26 protein-coding genes are annotated in these 26,717 nt (G+C 44.1%); 16 read left to right on the top strand and 10 right to left on the bottom strand.

The window, feature by feature from the left end; genetic code table 11:
- Positions 1-20 precede the first annotated feature (20 nt).
- The 4 genes from M1F63_RS07940 to M1F63_RS07925 are packed head-to-tail and all read right to left on the bottom strand — an operon-like array spanning position 21 to position 1,677.
- Complete coding sequence (locus tag M1F63_RS07940; protein ID WP_247941145.1) at positions 21-560, bottom strand: DUF3278 domain-containing protein; 540 nt, start codon at positions 558-560, stop codon at positions 21-23.
- Between the two features lie 12 nt (positions 561-572).
- Positions 573-914, bottom strand: a complete 342-nt coding sequence (locus M1F63_RS07935) for a hypothetical protein (RefSeq protein ID WP_000838130.1) — start codon at positions 912-914, stop codon at positions 573-575.
- A 10-nt stretch (positions 915-924) separates the two neighbouring features.
- Positions 925-1,467: a DUF3278 domain-containing protein gene (locus tag M1F63_RS07930; protein ID WP_247941144.1), complete on the bottom strand. Its 543-nt coding sequence runs from the start codon at positions 1,465-1,467 to the stop codon at positions 925-927.
- A gap of 15 nt (positions 1,468-1,482) precedes the next feature.
- Positions 1,483-1,677 carry a helix-turn-helix transcriptional regulator gene (locus M1F63_RS07925; RefSeq protein ID WP_001082470.1) on the bottom strand — a complete coding sequence of 65 codons (195 nt, stop codon included), beginning with the start codon at positions 1,675-1,677 and terminating at the stop codon, positions 1,483-1,485.
- A gap of 162 nt (positions 1,678-1,839) precedes the next feature.
- Here M1F63_RS07925 and rsmH point away from each other — a divergent pair, with 162 nt between their 5' ends.
- Genes rsmH through mraY form a run of 4 tightly spaced genes read left to right on the top strand, consistent with a single transcriptional unit; the run spans position 1,840 to position 6,359 of the window.
- A complete protein-coding gene (rsmH, locus tag M1F63_RS07920) occupies positions 1,840-2,790 on the top strand; it encodes a 16S rRNA (cytosine(1402)-N(4))-methyltransferase RsmH (RefSeq protein ID WP_045593505.1) in 951 nt (316 codons plus the stop codon).
- 10 nt (positions 2,791-2,800) lie between these two features.
- Positions 2,801-3,118, top strand: a complete 318-nt coding sequence (gene ftsL, locus M1F63_RS07915) for a cell division protein FtsL (RefSeq protein WP_000840795.1) — start codon at positions 2,801-2,803, stop codon at positions 3,116-3,118.
- 3 nt (positions 3,119-3,121) lie between these two features.
- Entirely contained in the window at positions 3,122-5,377 is a 2,256-nt protein-coding gene (gene pbp2x, locus M1F63_RS07910; protein ID WP_247941143.1) for a penicillin-binding protein PBP2X, read from the top strand.
- Between the two features lies 1 nt (position 5,378).
- Positions 5,379-6,359, top strand: coding sequence for a phospho-N-acetylmuramoyl-pentapeptide-transferase (gene mraY, locus M1F63_RS07905; RefSeq protein WP_049505153.1), 981 nt, complete (start codon positions 5,379-5,381; stop codon positions 6,357-6,359).
- A gap of 69 nt (positions 6,360-6,428) precedes the next feature.
- Here the strand turns inward: mraY and M1F63_RS07900 are convergent, their stop codons facing one another.
- Positions 6,429-11,552: an SIALI-17 repeat-containing surface protein gene (locus M1F63_RS07900; protein ID WP_247941142.1), complete on the bottom strand. Its 5,124-nt coding sequence runs from the start codon at positions 11,550-11,552 to the stop codon at positions 6,429-6,431.
- A gap of 252 nt (positions 11,553-11,804) precedes the next feature.
- Positions 11,805-12,518 (bottom strand): trehalose operon repressor, encoded by a 714-nt coding sequence (treR, locus tag M1F63_RS07895; RefSeq protein ID WP_227946021.1) that lies wholly within the window; start codon positions 12,516-12,518, stop codon positions 11,805-11,807.
- 290 nt (positions 12,519-12,808) lie between these two features.
- Here treR and treP point away from each other — a divergent pair, with 290 nt between their 5' ends.
- The 12 genes from treP (at position 12,809) to yidD (ending at position 22,776) form a co-directional block, all read left to right on the top strand.
- On the top strand, positions 12,809-14,776 hold the full coding sequence (gene treP, locus M1F63_RS07890) for a PTS system trehalose-specific EIIBC component (RefSeq protein ID WP_247941141.1): 1,968 nt from the start codon (positions 12,809-12,811) through the stop codon (positions 14,774-14,776).
- Positions 14,777-14,839: 63 nt separating this feature from the next.
- A complete protein-coding gene (gene treC, locus M1F63_RS07885; protein WP_247941140.1) occupies positions 14,840-16,465 on the top strand; it encodes an alpha,alpha-phosphotrehalase in 1,626 nt (541 codons plus the stop codon).
- 144 nt (positions 16,466-16,609) lie between these two features.
- Positions 16,610-16,855, top strand: coding sequence for a YneF family protein (locus M1F63_RS07880; protein ID WP_000364980.1), 246 nt, complete (start codon positions 16,610-16,612; stop codon positions 16,853-16,855).
- A 205-nt stretch (positions 16,856-17,060) separates the two neighbouring features.
- Positions 17,061-17,855, top strand: a complete 795-nt coding sequence (gene racE / locus M1F63_RS07875) for a glutamate racemase (RefSeq protein ID WP_000370379.1) — start codon at positions 17,061-17,063, stop codon at positions 17,853-17,855.
- Positions 17,813-18,823: a nucleoside-triphosphate diphosphatase gene (locus tag M1F63_RS07870; RefSeq protein WP_425608236.1), complete on the top strand. Its 1,011-nt coding sequence runs from the start codon at positions 17,813-17,815 to the stop codon at positions 18,821-18,823. Before racE ends, M1F63_RS07870 begins: the two co-directional genes overlap by 43 nt.
- Complete coding sequence (locus M1F63_RS07865; protein WP_001118939.1) at positions 18,799-19,320, top strand: metallophosphoesterase; 522 nt, start codon at positions 18,799-18,801, stop codon at positions 19,318-19,320. Before M1F63_RS07870 ends, M1F63_RS07865 begins: the two co-directional genes overlap by 25 nt.
- Entirely contained in the window at positions 19,317-19,778 is a 462-nt protein-coding gene (gene cbpB, locus M1F63_RS07860) for a cyclic-di-AMP-binding protein CbpB (protein WP_000560697.1), read from the top strand. Before M1F63_RS07865 ends, cbpB begins: the two co-directional genes overlap by 4 nt.
- A complete protein-coding gene (xerD, locus tag M1F63_RS07855; protein ID WP_282184283.1) occupies positions 19,775-20,509 on the top strand; it encodes a site-specific tyrosine recombinase XerD in 735 nt (244 codons plus the stop codon). The genes cbpB and xerD overlap by 4 nt, the downstream gene beginning before the upstream one ends.
- Positions 20,509-21,237 (top strand): segregation/condensation protein A, encoded by a 729-nt coding sequence (locus M1F63_RS07850; RefSeq protein WP_000351880.1) that lies wholly within the window; start codon positions 20,509-20,511, stop codon positions 21,235-21,237. The genes xerD and M1F63_RS07850 overlap by 1 nt, the downstream gene beginning before the upstream one ends.
- 18 nt (positions 21,238-21,255) lie before the next feature.
- Complete coding sequence (gene scpB, locus M1F63_RS07845) at positions 21,256-21,825, top strand: SMC-Scp complex subunit ScpB (protein WP_000105290.1); 570 nt, start codon at positions 21,256-21,258, stop codon at positions 21,823-21,825.
- Positions 21,812-22,534: a pseudouridine synthase gene (locus M1F63_RS07840; protein WP_001222234.1), complete on the top strand. Its 723-nt coding sequence runs from the start codon at positions 21,812-21,814 to the stop codon at positions 22,532-22,534. Before scpB ends, M1F63_RS07840 begins: the two co-directional genes overlap by 14 nt.
- Positions 22,534-22,776 (top strand): membrane protein insertion efficiency factor YidD, encoded by a 243-nt coding sequence (gene yidD / locus M1F63_RS07835; RefSeq protein WP_000821627.1) that lies wholly within the window; start codon positions 22,534-22,536, stop codon positions 22,774-22,776. The genes M1F63_RS07840 and yidD overlap by 1 nt, the downstream gene beginning before the upstream one ends.
- Positions 22,777-22,807: 31 nt before the next feature.
- On the opposite strand, the gene M1F63_RS07830 is transcribed toward yidD, so the two are convergent.
- From M1F63_RS07830 to M1F63_RS07815, 4 genes are all read right to left on the bottom strand, one after another.
- On the bottom strand, positions 22,808-23,779 hold the full coding sequence (locus tag M1F63_RS07830) for a siderophore ABC transporter substrate-binding protein (RefSeq protein WP_247941137.1): 972 nt from the start codon (positions 23,777-23,779) through the stop codon (positions 22,808-22,810).
- Positions 23,780-23,876: 97 nt separating this feature from the next.
- On the bottom strand, positions 23,877-24,629 hold the full coding sequence (locus M1F63_RS07825; protein ID WP_247941136.1) for an iron ABC transporter ATP-binding protein: 753 nt from the start codon (positions 24,627-24,629) through the stop codon (positions 23,877-23,879).
- Entirely contained in the window at positions 24,626-25,582 is a 957-nt protein-coding gene (locus M1F63_RS07820; protein WP_247941135.1) for an iron chelate uptake ABC transporter family permease subunit, read from the bottom strand. Before M1F63_RS07820 ends, M1F63_RS07825 begins: the two co-directional genes overlap by 4 nt.
- Complete coding sequence (locus tag M1F63_RS07815) at positions 25,572-26,531, bottom strand: ABC transporter permease (RefSeq protein ID WP_247941134.1); 960 nt, start codon at positions 26,529-26,531, stop codon at positions 25,572-25,574. Before M1F63_RS07815 ends, M1F63_RS07820 begins: the two co-directional genes overlap by 11 nt.
- Between the last annotated feature and the right edge of the window lie 186 nt (positions 26,532-26,717).

Below are 26,717 nucleotides of genomic sequence, written 5' to 3'. Positions count from 1 at the left end.
AGAAATTAGCGAATCTTGGTCTATTTTTTAACGTGTTCCGATAAAAAGGCATAGGTCATGGTTCCAAAGATGGCACCAATACCCAATCCTAACACTAGTAAAGGGAGCATTTTATCGAAATGGAAGAGGTCATCCCCAAAGGCATCTATGGGAAGATGCTGAACAAAGAGTTTGTGAAAGATTAGTAAGAGGAAGAGACCAAGCTGAATGCTGATGAATACACCCCAACTACGAACTTTGATTTGACTTTTGCTGTAGCTTTTGTGATGAATCTCGGACTGGTCATCCTTGTCCAAATGTAAGTCGCGAACTGCTAATCTCGCCCTGGACGAGAGGATGAAGATGAGTCCAAAATAGAGGTAGGGCATAGCATCTCGAACCAACTCTATGAAGCGTCCAAATAGGAGATAGAACAAGAAGAGTAGGAGGGAGGAGTAAACGATTTGGATCAAGGCACGGGCACAAGCCTTGTAAATCATCTCTTGACGGCATTCATCAAAAGGCCCTTGTATGTGAAAGAATAGTTTAAGTAAGCGAGTGGTGAGATCTTCTTTTTTCATGGGAGTAATCTCCTAAATGAGCGATTTTTGATTGATTTCTTTAAAGAGTTGATAGAGAGTATAGAAGTAAACCAAACTAAAAATGATACAGATTATTAGAAATACCAGGTATCTCCAATCCATAGGATTTGTTAAAAGTTGTGGAAAGGATACGAGGATAAAACAGAGAGATGCGTTTAGAAGACGTATTTTTTTTGATTGGATTTTCTGGAATCTCTGTCCCTTGTTCAATACAGGAAGGAATAAAAGAAAGATAATCAAGAAAGGATGCTCAATATGTCCAGAAAGTAGGAAAAAGGTAACAAAGATACTGATAAAAACATGACTGATCAGTAGTCTAGCTAGTGATTTCATAAGGCACCTCCTAGTCGTCTTCTTGGTCTTTCTTGGCCTTTTGAATGCGAAGAGAGACGATAATTTGTATGGTCACTCCGAAGAAGAAAGTAGCTAGGATAGTTGATACAAAATGCCCTGTATTTAAAAGAGAACCAAGATAATCCTTGCTATCATCGGTTAGGACATTCAGAAGCGGTATTCCAAAGAACATACCCATGCCATAAATCAGACCGGCTTTTAGACCAGGAAAATGCAGTTGTTTACTTTCTTTCTTACTTAACATTTCGGGATCAATAGCTGTGATGCCCGTTTTCTTGGTTTGAGAGACCACATAGAGGGCAGCCATCATCGAAATGCCAAACACCACGAGAGGATAGCCGATAGCGACAATTTGTGGGTATTTATAGGCAAGAACGAGCGGGATAAGATTGCCAAATGTCATCAGATAAAAGAGGACAATAAAGACCTGATTCCCGATACGATCGGCCTCGCGCCGTTTGTGTTCGTCAAGGGGACCAGAAATGCCGTATATGCGTTTGATGAGTTTTTCAGTGAGAGTTTCTTTTTTCATTTGTTTGCTCCTTTTTTAAAAATCGTCTTCCCAAAAAAGACTGTTAAGGTCAGTTTGGAGGCTGCGGGCAAGATTGAGACAGAGTTCCAGAGTTGGATTGTACTTGTCATTTTCAATCATGTTGATGGTCTGTCTCGAGACACCGATATCTTTGGCGAGCTCGAGCTGAGAAATGCCCAGTTCCTTGCGGAATTCTTTCACACGATTCATAGGGTCTCCTTTCTGATGTGTCGCATATATTTGACTATATTATATTCTTTTGGTGATGAGGTGTCAAGTATATATGACATATTTTTGAGAATTTTTTTCGAAGAAACTTAGCCTTGTCTGACAAGTGCAAGCTGGTCAGATTTGTGGTAAAATAGATAAGATATGACAAAAGAATTTTATCATGTAACGGTCTTGCTTCATGAAACGATTGATATGCTTGACGTAAAACCTGACGGTATCTACGTTGATGCGACTTTGGGCGGAGCAGGCCATAGCGAATATTTATTAAGTAAATTGAGCGAAAAAGGGCATCTCTATGCCTTTGACCAGGACCAGAATGCCATTGACAATGCGCAAAAACGGTTGGCACCCTATATCGAAAAGGGGATGGTAACCTTTATCAAGGACAACTTCCGTCATTTGCAGGCACGTTTGCAGGAGGCTGGTGTCCAGGAAATTGATGGAATTTGTTATGACTTGGGAGTGTCCAGTCCTCAGCTGGATCAGCGTGAGCGTGGCTTTTCTTATAAAAAGGATGCGCCACTGGATATGCGGATGAATCAGGAAGCTAGTCTGACGGCCTATGAGGTGGTCAATCATTATGACTATCATGACCTGGTTCGGATCTTTTTTAAGTATGGTGAGGATAAATTTTCTAAACAGATTGCCCGCAAGATTGAGCAAGCGCGTGAGGTGAAACCCATTGAGACAACGACGGAGTTGGCAGAGATTATCAAGTCGGCCAAGCCTGCCAAGGAGCTCAAGAAAAAGGGGCACCCTGCCAAGCAGATTTTCCAAGCTATCCGAATCGAAGTCAATGATGAGCTGGGCGCTGCAGATGAATCCATCCAGCAGGCTATGGACATGCTGGCTCTGGATGGGAGAATCTCGGTCATTACCTTCCATTCGCTGGAAGACCGCTTGACCAAGCAATTATTCAAGGAAGCTTCAACAGTGGAAGTTCCCAAAGGCTTGCCCTTCATTCCAGATGACCTTAAGCCCAAGATGGAATTGGTATCCCGCAAGCCAATCTTACCAAGTGCCGAAGAGCTAGAAGCCAACAATCGTTCGCATTCAGCCAAGTTGCGCGTGGCTAGAAAAATTCACAAGTAAGAGGAAAAACATGGCAGAAAGAATCGAAAAAACAAGCCAGTTATTGCAAACGAAGTTTAAAGGTTTTTCACGTGTGGAAAAGGCCTTCTATGTTTCGATTGCTGCAACAATGATTATCCTGGCAATTAGCGTTGTGTTTATGCAGACCAAGCTATTACAAGTTCAGAATGAATTAACTAAGGTCAATGCTCAAATCGAAGAAAAGAAAACCGAGCTAGACGATGCCAAGCAAGAGGTCAATGAATTGATTCGTTCAGAACGTTTGAAAGAGATTGCAAACTCTAAAGATTTGCAGCTGAATAACGAAAATATCCGAGCAGCGGAGTAAGAAATGAAACAGTGGAAAGAAAAAATCATCCGTTATGCCGTTCGTAACCGTAAATCTCCAGAAGAAAATCGTCGAAGAGTAGGGAAAAGCCTGAGTTTATTGGCTGTCATACTCTTCGCTGTCTTTTTGGTCAACTTTGCGGTCATTATCGGAACGGGTAAAAAATTTGGTAAGGACTTGGTTCAAGAAGCAAACAAGGTCCATCAAACAACCAAGACGATTCCTGCAAAACGGGGAACCATCTATGATCGAAATGGGACACCTATTGCTGAGGATGCGACATCTTATAATATCTATGCCGTTATTGACAAGACCTACAAGTCAGCAACAGGCAAAATTCTCTATGTAGAGGATTCTCAATTTAATAAGGTAGCTGAAATTTTCCATAAGTATCTGGATATGGAAGAGTCTTATGTCAAAGAACAGCTTTCTCAACCAGATCTAAAACAGGTATCCTTTGGTACCAAGGGAAATGGGATCACCTATGCCAATATGATGGCTATTAAAAATGACCTCAAAACTGCTGGCGTTGACGGAGTTGACTTTACAACTAGCCCTAACCGTAGTTATCCCAATGGACAGTTTGCTTCTTCCTTTATCGGTTTAGCGCAACTCCATGAAAATGAGGATGGAACCAAACGTTTGATTGGGACATCTGGATTGGAGAGTTCTTTAAATAACATTCTGGCGGGTACAGATGGGATCATCACCTATGAGAAGGATCGTCTGGGAAATATTGTTCCGGGTACAGATCAGGCTTCCCAACAAACGGTAGATGGAAAGGATGTGTACACAACCCTTTCTAGTCCCTTACAATCCTTTATGGAAACCCAGATGGATGCCTTTCAGGAAAAGGTAAAAGGCAAGTATATGACGGCTACCTTGGTCAGCGCTAAAACAGGGGAAATCCTGGCTACGACCCAACGGCCGACCTTTAATGCAGATACCAAGGATGGCATCACAAAAGACTTTGTCTGGCGTGATATCCTCTATCAAAGTAACTATGAGCCAGGGTCCACCATGAAAGTGATGATGTTGGCTTCAGCTATTGACAACAATACCTTCCCTGGTGGCGAATACTTTAACAGCAGTGAATTGAAAATAGCAGATGCGACCATTCGAGACTGGGACGTCAATGAAGGATTGACCAGTGGTGGCACTATGACCTTCTCTCAAGGATTTGCCCACTCAAGTAATATCGGGATGACCTTGCTTGAGCAAAAGATGGGAGATGCAACTTGGCTGGACTACCTTAACCGCTTTAAGTTTGGGGTGCCGACCCGTTTTGGTCTGGCAGATGAGTACACAGGTCAATTGCCTGCTGATAACATTGTCAATATCGCCATGAGTTCATTTGGACAAGGGATTTCTGTTACCCAGACCCAGATGCTTCGTGCTTTTACAGCTATTGCTAACGATGGGGTTATGTTGGAGCCGAAATTTATCAGCGCCCTCTATGATCCAAATGACCAGTCTGTTCGTAAGTCTCAAAAGGAAATCGTCGGAAATCCTGTGTCAAAAGCGGCAGCTTCCTCTACTCGGGATCACATGGTCATGGTCGGAACAGATCCTGTCTACGGTACCATGTACAACCACAGCACAGGAAAACCAAATGTCAATGTTCCGGGACAGAATGTTGCCCTGAAATCAGGGACTGCTCAGATTGCTGATGAGAAGAATGGGGGTTACCTTACAGGTGAAACCAACTATATCTTCTCTGTTGTATCCATGCATCCTGCAGAGAATCCTGACTTTATCCTCTATGTGACGGTGCAACAGCCAGAGCATTATTCAGGTGTTCAGCTGGGAGAGTTTGCCAACCCAATCCTTGAGCGAGCTTCTGCTATGAAAGAATCCCTCAATCTTCAGTCAACTGCTAAGAGCTTGGATCAGGTCAGCAAGACGACAAGCTATGCTATGCCAGCTACCAAGGACTTTACGCCGGGTGACCTAGCAGAAGAATTGCGTCTCAACCTGGTCCAACCAATTGTTATCGGAACAGGAACCAAGATTAAGGATCTCTCGGTTTCTGAAGGAGATAATTTGGAAGCCAATCAGCAGATTTTGATTTTGTCTGATAAGGTCGAAGAAATGCCTGATATGTATGGCTGGACAGATGAAAATGTGCAAACATTGGCCAAATGGCTGAATATAGAAGTCGAGTGGGAAGGTAGCGGTAAGACAGTCAAGAAACAAAGTGTCCGTGCCAATACTGCCCTCAAAGACCTTAAAAAAATGAAAGTAACATTAGGAGATTAAGATGATTAGTTCCATTAGTGCTGGAATTCTAGCCTTTCTATTGACCTTGATTGGCATTCCAGCCTTTATCCGATTTTATCGAAAAGCGCAGATTACAGGTCAGCAGATGCACGAGGATGTCAAGCAACACCAAGCTAAAGCTGGGACTCCAACCATGGGAGGTCTTGTCTTCCTGATTGTTGCAGTAGTAGTGAGCTTCCTTGTCGCTCTTTTTACCCAACAATTGACCAACAATGTAGGCATGATTTTGTTTATCTTGGTTTTGTATGGTTTGGTAGGTTTTTTGGATGATTTCCTCAAGGTCTTTCGTAAAATCAACGAAGGCTTAAATCCCAAGCAAAAACTTGCTCTCCAGCTCCTTGGAGGAGTGATTTTCTACCTCTTTTATGAGCGTGGTGGCGACATGCTTTCAGTCTTTGGCTACCAAGTACATCTGGGCATTTTCTATATTTTCTTTGCCCTTTTCTGGCTAGTTGGCTTTTCAAATGCGGTGAATCTGACTGACGGGATCGACGGCTTAGCAAGTATTTCCGTGGTGATTAGCTTATCGGCCTACGGTGTGATTGCTTATATGCAAAATCAACTGGATATCCTTCTTGTGATTCTTGCCATGATTGGTGGTTTGCTAGGGTTCTTCGTCTTTAACCATAAGCCTGCCAAGGTCTTCATGGGAGATGTTGGAAGCTTGGCTCTAGGTGGGATGCTGGCAGCAATCTCTATGGCCCTCCACCAAGAATGGACCCTTTTGCTGATTGGGATTATCTATGTCTTTGAGACAAGCTCAGTTATGATGCAGGTTACCTACTTCAAACTCAGTGGTGGAAAGCGTATTTTCCGTATGACGCCTGTCCACCACCATTTTGAACTTGGAGGATTCTCAGGCAAGGGCAATCCTTGGAGTGAGTGGAAGGTTGACTTCTTCTTTTGGGGAGTTGGGCTCCTAGCAAGTCTCTTGACCCTAGCCTTTTTATACCTACTGTAAAACTAACTTTTGATGACAAAATAAAACAGGATGAAGGGAATCTTCATCCTGTTTTTGTGTGCTTAAAGGTTAGTTGGAGTCATCCTTTCTTCCTTTTAACATAAAAGTGGCTGTAAGGGCTAGGCTGAGTCCTGCTATGAAGAGGAGTGGGTTGGACGCTTCTCCTGTTGCTGGAAGTTCTTCTTTAGGAGAATGATTTCCAGCTTTCGCAAGGATCGGACTAGCTGAAAGTTGTTCAGCCTCGTGTGCCAAGGTTTCTTCATCTGAAGCACTTGGTTTTTCCTCTGTGTTAGAGCTTGTTCCAGTTGCTTGATAGACGACAGCATAGGTACTGAAATGATTAGTGATGAATTCTACCTTTCCGTCTCGAACGGTGAAATCAAGGACTTGCAACTCCTTGGTTGGAGTGAGGTAGTAAACATTTTCTACGCTAGCTGAAACAGGCAAGCGAACTAAGACAGCGCCTTTTGGCTGTACGCTATGATCTGTTGGATTTTTAAGTTGTAGGTCGTAAGCGTCATAGGTCTTGCCAAAGAGTTCTTGAGCTAGGACACGTCGGCTAGAAACGTGAGAAATTCCTTCTAAGTCGCTGGCTCCACCGATGATTTCTACTCCAGTTTCCTTATCTTTCAAGACTTGAACTGGATAGTCAGGAAGGCTAAGGCTTGGAGCGACCTGATCTCCGCTAGTTCCGATAGGTTTGGTGTATTCAGGTTTTTCAACAGTAGGTGCTTCCTCTTGACCTGCTGTTCCGATCGGTTCGGTGTATTCAGGCTTTTCTACAGTAGGAGACTCTTCTTGCCCCGCCGTTCCGATAGGTTCGGTGTATTCAGGAATTGTCACTGTAGGTGGTTCCTCTTGCCCTGCCGTTCCGATAGGCTCGGTGTATTCCGGAATTTCAACAGTAGGTGGCACTTCTTGCCCTGCAGTCCCGATAGGCTCAGTGTACTCAGGTTTCTCGATAGTAGGAGCTGGTTCATCCCCCTTGCTTGTAGTTGGCTGACTCTCGTCAACCTTTTTCTCATCCTTTTTAGTAAAGACGGCTACGATAGGGCTGCTTGTGGTAGTTCCTTGAATAGCATATGCTTCAATGACATTTCCAGCTTTGCGATCGGTTTCGTCAGGGATTGGGATTTGAACTTGATTGTCTTGGATTGATAGGATAGTCTGATCTCCACTGGTAACCAGATGCGTTTCATCCACCTTACGCAAAACTAGAGGATCTTTGACACCTGGGAAGGTCACTGCGATGGCTTCCCAGTCTCCAGCTGGTAGGCTTAAGGAAATTTCTTTGTCATTTTCCTTGAGAGGAGCGATACTTGGACTATCTATACCAATAGCAGGGGCTTTGATGATATCAAAGGAATCTAGAGAAATTTTCTTGCGACCTTCTGGTGAATCTGGGTCAACACGTAATGTCAGGGTGTGCGGACCGTCAGTGAGATTTGTAAATTCGCCAATAAAGGCTCTCTTTTCAGTTGCGCCTGAGGTGTAGAAATCTAGACTTGGCATTTCTTTGCCATCTAGTGTAACACGTGCTCGTCCAAGGGCAAGGCTCTTCAAGCCATAAATTCGAATACCTGTCCCTGTAAAGGAAATGGTTGCCTGAGCTTCTAAAGCTACACTAGGGTCGCTGTTGTTAATATCAGCGTATTTTTCCGTGCCTCCGTAGAGTTCAGGGTCAGACCAGTCCTTAAACTGGGAAGCATACTGGATACGCGAATCACGATCATCCATTTTTTCAATCGTGTTGCCTGTTCCTGATAGGATCTTGAAGTAGTCTAATGAAATTTTCGAGCGCTCACTACCACGTCCTTTGTGCTCACGTTTAACACTAAGAGTCAATGTGTGAGGTCCGTCAGATAATCCTGCGAAGCGACCGATGAGACTACCTTTTTCAGTTGCCCCAGCAGTATGGAAATCAAGTTCGCCGACCTCTTTGCCATCAATTTTAGCAGTGGCAAGACCTAGTTCAGACGATTTCAGTCCATAGATTTCGATACCAACACCAGTGAAAGGAATGGTGGCAGTGAGGTCTTCGTCTGTGTAGTCTCCTTTTGAAAGGTCAGCAAATTTCTCTGTTCCTCCAAATAATTCTGAGTCTGCCCAGTTTCCAAAGGCAGCTCCGTACTGGATGCGGCTATCTCGGTCGTCCATCAACTCGCTATAGGTTTCGACAGTGGCCTGTTCAGACACTTGTGTGGAAAGCTCGCCCAGCATAGCCTTTACAGTATAAGTATAGGCATGTTGAGGATTGAGTGATCGGTCAATAAAGTGGGTTTGATTGGTTACAAATTCTCTGGTTGCAGAGGCTTGGCCAGACGCGTCTTTCACTTGTCTTTGGATGACATAGTGGGTAGCGCCTTCTACTTGGTTAAAGGTGAGTTCAGCAGTGACTCCATTTTGTCGAACGGCTGTCAGACTGGTTACACGACCAGGGAAGTGTTCAAAGGTAATGACGTCACCTTTTTGTGTTGCCAGTTGGATGCGATTGTTTTTGAGAATCGTTGCCTTGACTGGCTTGCCATTGACCTTGATCTGACTGGCTTCGATATTTGGATAGTCTACAATTAGGTCTCCACCGACATTTGAAAGGAAGGACAAGCTTTGCAGGTTTTTATCTTTCCACTTCATGCTGACTTCAAAGTTTCCTCGAGCAACCAAGCCAGAAACCTGACCGTCTTTCCAAGCATCAGGAAGAGCTGGTAAGGGTGCAATATAGCCTGTATGAGATTGGAGAAGCATTTCTGCCATCCCACTGGTTGCCCCAAAGTTTCCGTCGATTTGGAAAGGCGCGTGGGTATCCCAAAGGTTTTCTAGGGTTGAATACTTGAGTTGTTCAGCGAGCAAGCGATGGGCACGGTTACCGTCCAGCAGACGAGCCCAGAGGTTGATTTTATTGGCCTTAGACCAACCTGTACCACCATCTCCACGGTGGTTCAAGGTAGCACGCGCAGCCTCTAGGTATTCAGCCTGGTCCTTGCTAAAGAGCGTACCTGGGAAGAGACCAACTAGATGGGAAACGTGACGGTGGTGATTTTCAATCCCTTCATTTGTGAATTGCGGACTGTCTTCTTCGTACCATTCCTTGATACGTCCTTCTTTATTGATATGAAGTGGTTTGAGTTTGTCAAATTTAGCCTTGACCTCTGTGACTAAGTCTTGGTCGACATTCAGATGGTTGGCGACTTCCATGTAGTCGTGGAATAGCTGCCAGACTAGCGATTGGTCAAAGGTATTTCCGATGGTGATGGTACCGTGTTCTGGTGAGTAGGATGGAGAAGACACCCAACGGTCACTGGCCTGGTCATAGTGCAAGAAGGAGTTCCAGAACTTGGCAGTCTCTTTCAACATAGGATAGATCTTTTCTTTGAGATAGGTCTCATCCTTGGTGAATTTGTAGTAGTCATAAACGTTCTGCATCATCCAGGCATTAGCAGCTGGCGACCAACCCCAATAGTAATTCCAGCCTGGAGTAGTCCAGCCAAATGGTGTCGCCTGAGTGTGGACCAGCCAACCATTTTCTTGTCCGTCTTTGGATTCGATACCTGCGTATTCCTTGGCAGCGATACGGCCATAATAGCGCATGTCATCAATGTAATTGATCATTGGCTTGGCAGTTTCAGCAAGGTTGCTCATGTAGGCTGGCCAATAGTTCATTTGCAAATTGACATTGAGGTGGTAGTCAGCGTTCCAAGGTGGATTGTCTACAGCGTTCCAGACTCCTTGGAGGTTGGCAGGAAGGGCATCTGTCCGATCACGAGACGAACTGATGAGTAGATAACGTCCGTATTGGAAGAAGAGCTCTTCCAATTTTTGCCCTTTTTCTGGGTTATAGCCTTGAAGGGCCTCTTTCGTCGTTTGAGCAGTCTTGCTTCCACCTAGGTTTAGTTTAACGCGGTTAAAGAGACTTTGATAGTCCTTGATATGGGCCTTTTTCAGTGTCTCGTAGTCTTTGGCCTTAGCTGCTTCGACAATCCCTTTAACTGTTTTTTCGAGGTCAATGTCTTTTCGATAGTTGGTTTTTGGATTCTGAGCAAAGTTAGTCTTGGCACTGAGATAGAGGGTTGCATAACTTGCGCCTGAAACGGTCAAAGTTTCGTCCTGAACAGTCACCTTTCCGTCCGTTTTAATTCCTAGATAGGATGCAAATTTGAGGCCGTTATCTTTGACAGTTCCTTTTAGAAGGATTCCGTTTGCATCTGTAGTGACATGACCGTTCTTATAGTTGGAATATTCCCAAGAGTAGTTGCCATTAGCAAGCAAGTCTTCTGTCAAGCTGTTCCAAAGGGTAAAGTCAAGTGTCTTGTTTCCTTTTTTGGTCAGGTGGGTCACAGTGACATCATCAGGATAGCTGGAGAAGGTTTCGCGTTTGAAGGTCGTCCCATCTTGGGTGTAAGAAGTTGTTGTAGTGGCTTCTGTGATATCCAGATTACGGTGATAATCAGTTACAGTATCTAGTCCTTTCTTCTGGTTATTAAAGACCATAAAGATATCTCCAAAGGCTAGGTAACGTCCATACTGGGCGTTGTTTGGTCCAACTAGATTTTGTTCAGCGAGCTGTTTTGCTTTTTGGCGGTCGCCAACTTCGAGGGCTTTACGTATCTCTGCTAAGACCTTGTAGCGGTCCTTGTAGTTTCCTCCGTTATAGTCGGTGCTATCGGGTTGTGGTCCTCCTGACCAGAGGGTCTTTTCGTTGTACTGGATTCTCTCTTCCCCAATGAGTCCGAAAACCTTGGCTCCCATTTCTCCATTTCCGATAGGAAGGGCTTGTTTTTCCCATCCGTCATAGGAGGGAGCTGTTGGCTGATCGTAGTTGAGTTGATAGTTTTCTTGCTTTGTCACCGGCTGATCTGCTTTTTCAGGTTCCATATTTTCTTTAGCTTCTACAATGGCTTCTTCACTAGCTTGACTATTTGTCGTCTGATTCTCCTCAGCTGGCTTGCTTTCGGAAACTACTGGACTCTCGGCTAGAGGCGGATTTGTAGTTTCAGTCGTTTCAGTAGCTTTGGGTTCACTATCAGGCTTAGTGACAGCTTCGACAGAGGTTGGTTCAGTTTGCTTGACCTCAACACTGTCTGCAGCTACAGTATGGTTGACTAGAAAAACAGCCCCCAGTAAAACAGAAGCAGTCCCAACCGTCAGCTTGCGGATGCTATAGCGACAGGATTTCTCCCAAAAGTGTTTTTTCATAAAACCCTCCTTTGTTTATTAGAAACCGCTTACATTTCATAAAGCAGTTTCGTTTAATTTGTTTCTATTTATCTCCTCACCTCCCATTCTAATGGTCGCTTAGCATTTGTCAAGAGCATTTTAGCAAGATACATATTTGCTGTTGTTTTTTCTTAAAATAGTAGAATAAGTAGCAAGCAGACCCTCTTTTTCAACTATTAACTCCTCTATTTACTACTAAAAACAGTTGAGAGTATTCCCAACTGTAGGTGTTTATTTCGGATGTCTTTTGGCAAAGTCAACAAAGTGAAATTTTTCTAATTTATGGCGACTTTCAGTGAACTGAAATTGGCGACCGTCTTGGAGATAGACTTTTGACTTGATGGAAACGACATAAGGGTCTTTGCCAATATCCATAAGAATCTTGTCTCGGTCACTCGTGTGGTCAATGGTGATTTCTTTCTGAGCATAATCAATAAGGAGTTTGAGGTCGTCCTCTATATACGAGTAGATAGACTGCTCAGCGATTTGGCGAGTGAGGTTTGGGATCAGTTCCATATCCAGATAGTCCGTATCCAGAACGGATACTAGATCATCCACCACACGCTGGCGGACTACCTTCCACACCATCCGAAACTCTGGAAAGCCGGTTATCAGTGAGGATTTTTTATCGATAATGATCTTGTCCAGACTGACCACGTTGGTTTTAGAGCGCAGTCCAAGTTCCTGGACCAGTTCTTGGTAGCTGGTTAGGTTAGAGACAGGAAAATTGACGGTTTCTTCTTTGACGACTTGGGAACCTTGCCCCCTTATCTTTTTGATTAATCCTTCCTCTTGGAGGAGGAACAGAGCTTTTCGGACGGTGTCACGGCTCACATGATACTGGTTCATGAGTTCGTGCTCGCTGGGGAGGAAATCTCCGACAGCGTAGGTCTCGTTTTGAATGGTTTTTTGGATTTGCTTAAATAGTTGTTGGTATTTCTTCATCTTGCTTCCTTATACTCTTCGAAAATCAAATTCAAACCACGTCAGCGTCGCCTTACCGTACTCAAGTACAGCTTGCGGCTAGCTTCCTAGTTTGTTCTTTGGTTTTCATTGAGTATTAAATGGGTTTTGAGTCTTATTTCATACATACTTGTATCTATTTTACCATACAAGTGCTAGAAAATATCCAAAAATATCCTCTTTTTATTGCAAACAAGTTGCGTACAAGTTTGGTATCGTTTACAATAGAGCTATCAAGTCAAGCTTGCTTTGACAAGTATAAGGAGAATCAAATGGGAAAATTTGAACAAGAAGCCAAAGATCTGCTTCAGGCGATCGGAGGCAAGGAGAATGTCACTGCTGTCACCCACTGTGCGACACGGATGCGCTTTGTTCTCGGAGACGAAGAGAAGGCCGATGTCAAGGTCATCGAGTCGATTCCAGCCGTCAAAGGGACCTTTACAAATGCGGGTCAATTTCAGGTGATTATTGGGAATGACGTACCGATTTTTTATAATGATTTTACAGCTGTTTCAGGCATTGAGGGTGTTTCCAAAGAAGCAGCCAAATCTGCAGCTAAGAGCAATCAAAACGTGCTTCAACGTATCATGACCACTCTAGCAGAAATCTTTACACCGATTATTCCGGCTCTGATTGTTGGTGGACTAATCCTCGGTTTCCGTAATGTCTTGGAGGGTGTTCATTGGTCAATGTTGGATGGCAAAACCATCACAGAATCCTCTCAGTTTTGGGCAGGAGTTAATCACTTCCTCTGGTTGCCTGGTGAAGCAATCTTCCAGTTCTTACCAGTAGGGATTACCTGGTCTGTCTCTCGTAAGATGGGAACCAGCCAAATCTTGGGAATTGTACTAGGGATCTGTTTGGTTTCACCTCAGTTGCTCAACGCCTATCTAGTAGCTGGTACTCCAACAGAAGAAATCGCAGCCAACTGGGTCTGGAATTTTGGCTACTTTACGGTTAATCGTATTGGTTATCAGGCTCAAGTTATTCCAGCCTTGCTTGCAGGCTTGAGTCTGTCTTATCTTGAAATTTTCTGGCGCAAGCATATCCCGGAAGTCATTTCCATGATTTTTGTGCCTTTCTTGTCATTGATTCCAGCTTTGATTTTGGCTCACACTGTTTTGGGACCAATCGGTTGGACAATTGGTCAAGGACTTTCAGCAGTTGTCTTGGCAGGTTTGACGGGTCCAGTTAAATGGCTCTTCGGTGCGATTTTTGGTGCCCTCTACGCTCCATTTGTCATCACTGGTTTGCATCATATGACCAATGCCATCGACACGCAATTGATTGCGGATGCCGGCGGAACTGCCCTCTGGCCAATGATTGCTCTTTCTAATATTGCTCAAGGTTCTGCCGTATTTGCCTATTATTTCATGCATCGTCATGATGAGCGTGAGGCTCAGATTTCACTTCCTGCAACCATTTCAGCCTATCTCGGTGTTACAGAACCAGCTCTTTTTGGGGTCAATGTCAGATACATCTATCCATTTGTAGCTGGGATGATTGGTTCAGCCCTTGCAGGGATGTTGTCTGTTACTTTTAATGTAACTGCGGCTTCTATCGGTATCGGAGGTTTGCCAGGTATTCTCTCTATTCAACCTCAATACATGTTGCCGTTTGCAGGAACCATGCTAGTTGCTATTGTTGTACCAATGCTCTTGACTTTCTTCTTCCGCAAAGTCGGTCTCTTTACAAAAACTGAGGACGATACAGCCTTACAGGCAGAATTCGTTGCCCAAGAAGAGGCAGAGTTTGTCAGTCATGAACCAGTAACCCTTGCTCCAGTAGAAATTTTCAGCCCTCTGACTGGTCAAGTGAAAGAATTGAGTCAAGCAACAGATCCTGTTTTTGCATCAGGCGTCATGGGACAAGGTCTAGTCATTGAACCAAGCCAAGGTGAGCTGACTTCTCCAGTCAATGGGACAGTGACGGTTCTTTTCCCTACCAAGCATGCCATCGGTATTGTCTCTGACGAGGGGGTAGAATTGCTCATCCACATCGGTATGGATACAGTCGGTCTTGATGGCAAAGGTTTTGAAAGTCTTGTAGTCCAAGGAGACCACGTCACAGTTGGTCAGAAATTGATTCGTTTTGATATGGATGTCATTAAGGCTGCAGGTCTCGTGACAGAAACTCCAGTTATCATCACCAACCAAGATGCTTATACAGCGACTATCACTGGAACTTATCCAATAACTATCCAAGCTGGGGAAGCTCTCATGGTCGCTACACGAATCTAATCGAAATAGTACAAACAGGGAAGGAACATCAGTTCCTCCCTTTTATCAGAAAAGGAGAAACAGATGGCACTTGATAAAAGAAAAGTAGTCTATCAAATCTATCCAAAATCATACAAAGACACCACTGGAAACGGTATTGGGGATTTCCGTGGGATTATCGAAAAGATCCCCTATCTAGCCAAACTGGGCGTGGATATGGTCTGGCTCAATCCATTCTATCCAAGCCCCCAAAGGGATAATGGTTATGATATTTCAGATTATATGGCAGTGGATCCTCTATTTGGTGATATGGCTGATTTTGAGGAGATGGTCCGTGTCGGTAAAGAGCACAAGATTGACTTTATGCTGGATATGGTGCTTAATCATTGCTCGACAGAACACGAATGGTTTCAGAAGGCCTTAGCTGGCGACCAGTACTACCAAGACTTTTTCTTCATCCAAGACCAACCGACAGACTGGCAGTCTAAGTTTGGTGGCTCTGCCTGGGCGCCTTTCGGGGATACAGGGAAATATTACCTTCACCTCTTTGACGAGACTCAGGCTGACCTTAACTGGCGCAATCCCAATGTTCGCAAGGAACTTTTCAAGGTTGTTAATTTCTGGCGAGACAAGGGAGTCAAAGGTTTCCGATTTGATGTGATCAATTTGATCGGCAAGGATGAGGTCTTAGTGGATTGTCCTGAAAATGAAGGCAAGCCAGCTTACACAGACAAGCCCATCGTTCATGACTATTTGCGCATGATGAATCAAGCCACTTTTGGATCAGATGATAGTTTTATGACAGTTGGGGAAATGTCCTCAACCACCATGGAAAACTGTGTCCTCTATTCGTCACCTGACCGTCAAGAATTATCCATGACCTTTAATTTCCATCATCTCAAGGTGGACTACAAGGACGGGCAGAAGTGGACTTTAGCTCCCTTTGATTTCGAAGAGTTGAAAAGTCTTTGTCATGGCTGGGGCAAGGAAATGAGTGACAAAAACGGTTGGAGCGCCCTCTTTTGGAACAATCACGACCAACCGCGGGCTTTGAACCGTTTTGTGGATATCCAAAACTTCCGTAATGAAGGGGCTACCATGCTGGCTGCCAGCATTCACCTGTCACGTGGGACACCTTATATCTACATGGGTGAGGAAATAGGAATGGTTGACCCAGACTATGATTCCATGGCTGATTATGTGGATGTCGAGTCCATCAATGCTTATCAGATGCTCTTAAAAGAAGGGAAAAGTGAACAAGAAGCCTTCCGTATTATTAAGGCCAAGTCACGAGATAATTCACGCATTCCCATGCAGTGGGATGCTTCAGAAAATGCTGGATTTTCAACAGGCACTCCATGGTTGAAGGTGGGAAAATCCTACCCTCACATCAACGTAGAAAATGACATCCAAGGCCCAATTTTCGCCTTCTACCAAAACTTGATTCGACTTCGTAAGGAAATGCCGCTCATCTCAGAAGGAAGCTACAAACCAGCCTTTGAAGATAGTCAGCAAGTCTATGCCTTTGAACGTCAGTATGAGGATGAAAAGTTACTGGTCCTCAATAACTTTTATGCCACAGAAGTGGAAATCGACTTACCAGTAGACTATCAAAATAGACAGATTCTGATTTCAAACTATGAAGATGAAGAAGTATCAGAAAAAATGGTACTCAAACCGTATCAAACACTGGCTATCTATGTAAATTAAACGTAGCAAGAAGCTCTCTTTCATTGAAATGCAGGGCTCCTTTGTTGTCGTCTATTGCCCCTCTTGAAAGCGTAAAACAAACTAGTCAGGAAAGTCACTTTATGGTATAATATAGAAGACTCAAAAAGAAACAGGAGAAAAAGAATGGATTTACTTTTAGCAATTATCTTGATTGTGCTAGCTTTTCTAGGAGGAGCTCTTGGAGGGATGTACTTGGTTCGTAAGCAAATCGAAAAAGAATTTGCAGACAACCCACGTTTGAACGCTGAGGCAGTTCGTGCTCTCTTGAGTGCAAATGGTCAAAAGCCAAGCGAAGCCAAGGTACAACAAGTTTACCACCAAATCATCCGCCAACAAAAAGCAGCCCTTGCTAACAATAAAAAGAAATAAATAGGAAAAGTCTGGGATGAAAGTTCCAGACTTCTCACTATGTTCAATAGTTCTCAAGGATAAGACTTTTTCCTTGCATTCTATTGATATTTGATTATGATTAAAAGAGAGGCAGTTGCCATTCTATCAAGCTGTCTGTCCGTTCATTTAGGACGAGTAATTATGATGAACTATCAATCAGAAAAAAGACTAGAAAGAAGACTGTATGGATAATCGACCAATTGGTTTTTTGGATTCGGGTGTCGGGGGCTTAACCGTTGTTCGTGAGCTCATGCGCCAGCTTCCCCATGAAGAAATCGTCTATATTGGAGATTCGGCACGGGCGCCCTATGGTCCCCGTCCTGCTGAGCAAATTCGTGAATATACTTGGCAGTTGGTCAACTTTCTCTTGACCAAGGATGTCAAAATGATTGTCATAGCTTGTAACACTGCGACTGCGGTCGTTTGGGAAGAAATCAAGGCCCAACTAGACATTCCTGTCCTAGGTGTGATTTTGCCAGGAGCTTCGGCAGCTATCAAGTCCAGTCAAGGTGGGAAAATCGGAGTCATTGGAACCCCCATGACGGTCCAATCAGACATCTACCGTCAGAAAATCCATGATCTGGATCCGGATTTACAGGTGGAGAGTTTGGCCTGTCCCAAGTTTGCTCCCTTGGTGGAGTCTGGTGCCCTGTCGACCAGTGTAACAAAGAAAGTGGTCTATGAAACCCTGCGTCCCTTGGTTGGAAAGGTGGATAGCCTGATTTTGGGTTGTACCCATTACCCACTCCTTCGCCCTATCATCCAAAATGTTATGGGACCAAAGGTTCAGCTCATCGATAGTGGGGCAGAGTGTGTGCGGGATATCTCGGTTTTGCTTAACTATTTTGAAATCAATCGTAGCCGAGATGCGGGACCTCTTCAACATCGTTTTTATACAACCGCCAATAGCCAAAGTTTTGCCCAAATTGGAGCAGAATGGCTGGAAAAAGAGATTCATGTGGAGCATGTAACTTTATGACAAACAAAATTTATGAATACAAGGATGACCAGGACTGGTATGTCGGTGTCTGGGATGTCTATGGAGGCATCTATAGCCTTATCAAAGATCCTCTCGAGCTTGATTTTATGGATTTAGCGCGGATTTTTCGTGACGAGGAAAGCGGCTTTCCGATTACGATAACGGTGATGCGCTGGTCTTCTAACTTTCGTCTGCTCTCCTTTATCGTTGAGATTTTAAATGCAGAAGCAGGCCGTAATCTAGAAGTCATCCAACGTCAGGGTGCTCTGCTCTTGGTTGAAGATGGAAAGCTTTTGCATGTTGAATTGCCTAAAGAAGGAGTCGATGTAGAAGCCTTCTTTGAAACTAGCAAGGTTAGAGAAACTCTGCTCATTGCGACTCGTAACGAGGGCAAGACCAAGGAATTCCGAGCTATCTTTGACAAGTTAGGCTATGATGTGGAAAATCTCAATGACTATCCAGATCTGCCTGAAGTAGCTGAAACAGGTATGACCTTTGAAGAAAATGCTCGACTTAAAGCAGAAACTATTTCCCAATTAACAGGAAAGATGGTTTTGGCAGATGACTCAGGTCTCAAAGTCGATGTCCTTGGCGGTTTGCCAGGAGTCTGGTCAGCGCGATTCGCTGGTGTAGGAGCAACTGATCGTGAAAACAATGCCAAACTCTTGCACGAATTGGCCATGGTCTTTGAACTCAAGGACCGCTCAGCTCAATTCCATACAACCCTAGTCGTAGCTAGTCCAAACAAGGAAAGCTTGGTTGTCGAAGCTGACTGGCCAGGTTATATCAACTTTGAACCCAAGGGGGAAAATGGCTTTGGCTATGACCCGCTTTTCCTTGTGGGAGAGACAGGTAAGTCAGCAGCCGAATTAACCCTTGAAGAAAAAAATAGCCAATCCCACCGTGCCTTAGCCGTTAAGAAACTTTTGGAGGTATTTCCATCATGGCAAAGCAAACCATCATTGTAATGAGTGACTCCCATGGCGATAGCTTGATTGTGGAAGAAATTCGTGACCGCTATCTGGGTAAAGTTGATGCCATTTTTCACGATGGTGACTCAGAACTCCGTCCAGACTCTCCGCTCTGGGAAGGCATCCATGTCGTCAAAGGCAACATGGACTTTTATGCTGGCTACCCAGAACGTTTGGTAACTCAACTTGGTCCGACCAAGATCATCCAGACGCATGGACACTTGTTTGACATCAATTTCAACTTTCAAAAGTTGGACTACTGGGCTCAGGAAGAAGATGCCGATATCTGTCTCTATGGTCACTTACATGTGCCAAATGCTTGGATGGAAGGCAAAACACTCTTTTTAAATCCAGGCTCCATCAGCCAACCACGAGGGACTATCAGAGAATGTCTCTATGCTCGAGTGGAGATTGATGACAGCTATTTTAAAGTAGACTTTTTGACACGTGACCATGAGGTTTATCCAGGCTTGTCCAAGGAGTTTGCTCGATGATTGCCAAGGAATTTGAAGCATTTTTATTGGAGCAGGAAGAGACTTTTCTTACCCCTGCTGAGAATCTAGCAGCCTTGATTGATACCCACAATGCTGATCATGCGATTTTAGTGTTGAGCCAAATCACCTATACCCGTATCCCAGTTGTGACCTTTGACAAACGCTTTGTTGGAACCATTGGTCTGAGGGACATTTTGGCTTATCAAATGGAGCAAGGTTTGACGGATGAGCAGATGGCAACGACAGACATCGTCAATATGACCAAGACAGATGTGGCAGTCGTCGCTCCAGACTATAACATCACAGAGGTCCTCCATAAACTGGTGGATGAACCCTTCTTGCCAGTGGTAGATGGTGAAGGAATTTTCCAAGGAATCATCACGCGCAAGTCCATCCTAAAGGCCGTTAATGCTCTCTTACATGACTTTAGTAAGGAATATGAGATTCGATGCAAATGAGAGATAGGATTTCAGCCTTTTTAGAGGAAAAACAGGGCTTGTCTGCCAATTCCAAGCAGTCCTATAAGTATGATCTGGAGCAATTTTTAGACATTGTGGGTGAGCGGATTTCTGAGACCAGTCTTAAGATTTACCAAGCCCAGCTAGCCAATCTAAAAATCAGCGCCCAGAAGCGAAAACTTTCGGCCTGTAACCAATTTCTCTACTTTCTCTATCGAAACGGAGAAGTGGACAGCTTTTACCGTCTGGAATTAGCCAAACAAGCTGAAAAGAAGACTGAAAAGCCAGAGATTCTAAATTTAGACTCTTTTTGGCAGGAAAGTAATTATCCAGAAGGACGCTTGCTGGCGCTTCTTATCTTGGAAATAGGGCTCTTGCCAAGTGAGATTTTAGCCCTTAAGGTTGCAGATATCAATCTGGATTTTCAAGTGTTGAGAATCAGCAAGGCTTCCCAACAGAGGATTGTCACCATACCCACGACCTTGACTCCAGAATTGGAACCCTTGATGGGGCAGACCTATCTCTTTGAAAGGAGTGGGAAAACCTATTCTCGTCAGTGGGCCTTTCGTCAGCTGGAGTCCTTTGTCAAGGAGAAAGGTTTCCCAATTTTATCCGCTCAAGCCTTGCGGGAACAGTTCATTCTAAGACAGATAGAAAACAAGGTCGATTTGTACGAAATAGCAAAAAAATTAGGATTAAAAACAGTCCTGACCTTAGAAAAATATAGATAATGGATATTAAATTAAAAGATTTTGAAGGGCCACTGGACTTGCTCTTGCACCTGGTTTCTAAGTACCAGATGGATATCTACGATGTGCCTATTACGGAAGTCATCGAACAGTATCTAGCCTATGTCTCAACCCTGCAGGCCATGCGTCTAGAAGTGACGGGTGAGTACATGGTCATGGCTAGTCAGTTAATGCTGATCAAGAGCCGCAAGCTTCTTCCAAAGGTGGCAGAAGTGGCGAATTTGAAGGATGATCTGGAGCAGGATCTCCTCTCCCAAATCGAAGAATACCGCAAGTTCAAACTCTTGGGTGTGCACTTGGAGGCTAAGCACCAAGATCGGGCCCAGTACTATTCCAAAGCGCCGACAGAGTTGATCTACGAAGATGCGGAGCTTGTGCATGATAGGACGACCATCGACCTCTTTTTGGCTTTTTCAAATATCCTAGCCAAGAAAAAAGAGGAGTTCGCACAGAATCACACGACCATCTTGCGGGATGAGTATAAGATTGAGGACATGATGGTCATCGTAAAAGAGTCCTTGTCAGGACGAGACCAGTTGCGTTTGCAGGATTTGTTCAAGGAAGCCCAGAATGTTCAAGAGGTTATTACCCTCTTTTTGGCAACCCTAGAGTTAATCAAAACCCAGGAACTGATCCTCGTGCAAGAGGAGAGTTTCGGAGATATCTATCTCATGGAAAAGAAGGAAGAAAGTCAAGAGGCACAAAGCTAGACTTGATAGAGAGGAAAGATGAGTACTTTAGCAGAAATAGAAGCGCTCTTGTTTGTAGCAGGTGAAGATGGGATTCGAGTCCGTCAGTTGGCTGAACTCCTATCGCTTCCCCCGACAGGCATCCAGCAGAGTTTAGAAAAATTAGCCCAAAAGTATGAAAAAGACCAGGAGTCGAGCTTGTCCCTGATTGAGACAGGGGGAGCATACAGATTGGTGACCAAGCCTCAATTTGCAGAGATTTTGAAGGAATATTCCAAGGCGCCTATCAACCAGAGTTTGTCTCGGGCTGCTCTTGAGACCTTGTCCATCATTGCCTACAAGCAACCGATTACCCGAATTGAGATTGATGCTATTCGTGGGGTCAATTCTAGTGGAGCTCTAGCTAAGCTACAAGCTTTTGAATTGATAAGAGAAGATGGGAAAAAAGAAGTTTTGGGCCGCCCTAATCTCTATGTAACTACGGATTATTTCCTAGATTACATGGGAATTAACCATTTGGAAGAACTGCCAGTGATTGATGAGCTTGAGATTCAAGCCCAAGAAAGCCAATTATTTGGTGAAAGGATAGAAGAAGATGAGAATCAATAAGTATATTGCCCACGCAGGTGTGGCCAGTAGGAGAAAAGCAGAAGAGCTAATCAAGCAAGGCTTGGTGACGGTTAACGGCCAAGTGGTACGTGAACTCGCAACAACCATCAAGACTGGCGATAAGGTCGAAGTTGAAGGTCAACCCATCTACAACGAAGAAAAGGTCTACTATCTGCTTAATAAACCACGTGGAGTGATTTCCAGTGTGACAGATGACAAGGGCCGCAAGACTGTTGTCGACCTCTTACCTAATGTCAAAGAACGCATTTACCCAGTTGGACGTTTGGACTGGGATACATCAGGTGTCTTGATTTTGACCAATGATGGGGACTTTACGGATGAAATGATTCACCCACGTAATGAGATTGACAAGGTCTATGTCGCGCGTGTTAAAGGTGTGGCCAATAAGGATAATCTTCGCCCCTTGACTCGTGGTCTTGAGATTGATGGCAAGAAAACCAAGCCAGCTGTTTACGAAATTCTCAAAGTGGATCCAGTCAAAAATCGCTCAGTAGTGCAGTTGACTATCCATGAGGGACGTAATCATCAGGTTAAAAAGATGTTTGAAGCTGTCGGTCTTCAAGTGGATAAGTTGTCTCGGACACGTTTTGGACACTTAGACTTGACAGGTCTTCGTCCAGGAGAATCCCGTCGCCTTAATAAAAAAGAAATCAGCCAACTACACACTATGGCTGTAACCAAGAAATAATGAAACGCATCTTAATAGCGCCAGTACGCTTTTACCAACGTTTTATCTCCCCAGCCTTTCCCCCCTCTTGTCGCTTTGAGCCGACTTGTTCCAACTACATGATTCAGGCTATTGAAAAACATGGCTTCAAGGGTGTTCTGATGGGCTTGGCTCGGATTTTACGTTGCCACCCCTGGTCGAAAACAGGTAAGGACCCCGTCCCAGATCACTTTTCCCTCAGACGAAATCAAGAAAAAAAATAACCCAACATCACCTGATGTTGGGTTTTCTTGTTTATTTCAAAGCTTTTTGAGCGTCTTCAATCATGAGTTTGGTTGATTCAAGACCACCACCGCTTAGATACCAGAGGTCTGGTGTTAGTTGGATAATTTTTCCATTTTTAGCAGCAGGAGTTTCAGCGATGAGGGCATTTTCTAGGACGCCATCGTTGCTAGAGTTGTCCCCACCGATGGCAAGGGTACGGTTGATGACAAAGAGGATGTCAGGATTGATTTCTTTGACACTTTCAAAGCTGACTTCTTGTCCGTGTCGAGAGTCTTCAAATTGAGTATCAGTTGGTTTGAATTTCAAGGTTTGATACAAGAAAGAGAAACGAGATTGGGCACCAAAGGCAGCCATTTTTCCTTCATTGAGGAGGATAGCAAGGGCTTTTTTGTCAGAACTTTCGTTTTTAGTAGCGACTTCTTGGATGCTCTTGTCCAGGTTAGCCAATTCTTCCTTGGCTTTCTGTGTACCTGTTTCACCGAAGGCAGCAGCTAGTGATTGGATGTTGGTTTTAGTTGAAGTCCAGTAGTCGTCCTTGCTTGCTTGGAAGAGGACTGTTGGAGCGATTTCTTTGAATTTGTCTACGAATTTTTGTGTACGTGGAGAAGCAATGATCAAATCTGGTTCAAGGGCGGCAATGGCTTCTAGGTCTGGCTCAACCATGGAACCCACATTGTTGACATTTCCTGCGAGATCTTTTAGGTAAGCCGGAACAGTTTTTGTAGGCATTCCGACGATATTCTTTTCAAAACCTAAAGCGCGAATAGTATCGGCAGCACCAAGGTCAAAGGTAACAATCTTTTCAGGAACCTTTGAAAGTTTGACCTCATCTAGTGAACTTTTAATGGTTATCTCTGTTGGAGCAGAGCTACTTGACTCCGTCTTACTAGTGGTTGAGTTTGTATTTGTACTACATGCACCAAGTAGGAGCAAGAAGCTAGCCGCTAGGGCAGTGAGATAAAGTTTAAGGGATATTTTCATGATTTCTCCTTTTTAAAATGTGATAACGATGTAGGGGGCTCTTAGATAGGCTTGTTAGCTAAGAGACAGAGGGTTCTCTAACATGAGTTCAAAATAGCTAGCTATAGATACAGATCTTTTTGCCATTGATATCAGCCAGAGTGATGGGAATCTCATAAAGTTGGCTGAGCAGGTCAGCCTGCATGATTTGAGCAGTTGTTCCCTTGCAGAAAACTTGGCCGTCTTTGAAGGCGACAATTTCATCCGCATACTGACTGGCTATGTTGATATCGTGGAGGACGATGATAATGGTTTTGCCAAGTTCCTCCACCAGTCGTCGAAGAATCTGCATCATGCTGACGCTTTGCTTGATATCGAGATTGTTAAGCGGTTCGTCTAGCAAGATAAAGTCTGTATCCTGGGCCAGTACCATCGCGATAAAGACACGTTGGAGCTGCCCACCAGACAGGCTATCGATGTAGCGGTCTTTTAAGTTTGTCAGTTCCAGATAGTCCAGAGTTTCTCGGATTTTTTCCCAGTCTTCTGCCTTCAGTCGACCACGGCTGTAGGGAAAACGTCCAAAGCTGACCAGCTCTTCAACGGTCAATTTGGCTTGGTAATTGATCTTCTGCTTTAGGATGGTGAGCTCTTTGGCCAGTTCTTGCGAATTCCAGCTCTCGATTTCACGGCCTTTGATACTGAGAATTCCCTGATCTTTCTTGGTCAGTCTGCTCATGATGGAGAGAAGAGTTGATTTTCCAGCACCATTTGGACCAATGAAGGCTGTCAGTCTCTGAGGACTGACTTCAAGGGAAATGTCTTGCAAAATATCCTGTTTTTGAATGGATTTGTCAATGTTTTCCAGTTTCACCGACGGGCCCTCCTGTAAAGTAAGATAAAGAATAAGAGACCACCCACACTCTCGATGATCATGCTGATGCGAATTTCCAGCGCAAAGACTCGTTCGATGAGGGCTTGCCCCAAGGTTAAGCTAATAAATCCAATTAGAATGGCTACGATAAAGAGCAACTTGTGCCGATAATCTTTGACGATTAGGTAGGTAAGATTGGCCAGCATAAAGCCGAAGAAGGCCATAGGCCCTACCAAGGCAGTGGCTGTTGAGGTCAAGAGCACGATGCCCCAGAGGAGTTCTCTCTGTTCTTTTTCAACATCGAGTCCAAGTATCTGAGCCGTTTCTCTTTGCAGGTGCAAGACATCCAGAACGACTGCTTTTCGAAAGAAAAAGATTGTCAAGGTGAGGATGATCAGAGAACCGATGGCTAGGATGGAAGTGTTGAGATGCTGAAAGGAGGCAAAGAGACTGTTCTGCAGTTTATCGTATTCATTTGGATCCATCAGAACTTGTAGGAAGGTACTGATATTTCGAAAGAGACTTCCCAGGGCTAGGCAGATTAGCAGAATGAAAACCAGATTTTGCTTCATCAGCGTCTTCAAGTAACCTTGTAAGGCGAGAAAAAAGAGGGATTGAAGCAGAAGCAAGACTAGAAATTCTAAGCCAGGAGACTTTCCAAGCTGTAGAAATTTGCTTTCAAATATCAGTAGCAGGGTTTGTAGCAAGACATAGAAGGATTCGATTCCCAAAATACTTGGTGTCAGAAAGCGATTTTCCGTCAGGGTTTGAAAACTAATGGTCGAAATCCCTGTCGCGATGGCTACCAAGAGATAAACGATGATTTTTTGGGAACGCAGCTTCCAGGCAAAGGCAGACAGGTTAGTGATGGGCCAAAAGTAGAGGAGACAAGCTCCGATGGCCAGAATAATGAGAAGCCAGAAGAGCTTGGTATGTTTGCTTTTAAACTGCATCTTTTTGTCCCCCTCTCCATAAAAGTAGGATAAAGACGAGACTACCGATGATTCCTAGAATGAGACTGACAGACAGCTCATAGGGCCGAATCAAGACTCGAGAGAGGATGTCACAGGCCAGAACTAGATTGGCACCGACCAGAGCGACCATGAGTTTGGTTTGGCTCAGATTATCTCCATAGTGCTTGCGGACAAGATTGGGAACGATGACCCCGAGAAATGGCAAGGCACCCACGGTAATCATGGTGACACTTGTCGTTAGTGCCACTAGAAAAAGGGTCAGTTTTTCAAGTAGAGAGTAAGAAATCCCCAAACTTTCACTGGTTTCCTTGCCCAGATTCATGATGGTGAAGGTTTGGGATAATTTCCAAACGGCTATCAGGATAATGAGGCCTAAGAAGAGCCACTCATACTGATGGGTCTGAATCATGGAGAAGGAACCCTGGGTCCAGGCCGTCATACTCTGAACCAGATTGAAACGATAGGCGATAACTTCTGTGATAGAACCGATAATCCCACTATAGATGATCCCGATTAAGGGCAACATCCACCTTTCCTTTACAGAAAAAATAGTCATAAAGGCTAGGAAGAAGAGAGTAAATAAGATGGAAGAGCCAAAAGCAAAGATCATCTTTTGGGTCAGACTCGCAGACGGAAAGACAAAGAGGCTTAACACCATTCCCAGTTTGGCAGCTTCTGTCGTTCCGACTGTACTCGGAGCAGCAAACTGATTTTGGGTAATGGTCTGCATGAGGAGTCCTGCCATGCTCATACTAGAGGCTGCAAGGAGAATACTGATGGTTCTTGGAAGACGCGACTCTTGAAAGAGAAGCCAGGTCTGTTGGTCAAAAGCAAAGAATTTTTCCCAAGAAAAATCACTGGTTCCAATGGTAATGGAGAGAAAGACCAGGAGTAGAAGTAAGCCTGTTAAAATATGAGAGAGTTTCATACCCCCGTCCTTTCGTGTAGATTTGGTATCGAAAGATACCTGCGGATATAAATGTAACACGATTTTTTAATCTGTCAATAAATTTTCTGACAATTTAATGTAAAAAGAAAGAATAATTCCTGAAACAATATCTTCCCCTCTATTTTATAGGATAAACTGGTAAAAACCAATCCACCTTCCCGCTAT

Origin of the sequence: Streptococcus oralis (assembly GCF_023109155.1) — a bacterium.
GTDB classification, from domain to species: domain Bacteria; phylum Bacillota; class Bacilli; order Lactobacillales; family Streptococcaceae; genus Streptococcus; species Streptococcus oralis_BZ.
Note: the sequence above shows the minus strand (reverse complement) of the source record. Positions and strands in the feature narration are given on the sequence as shown.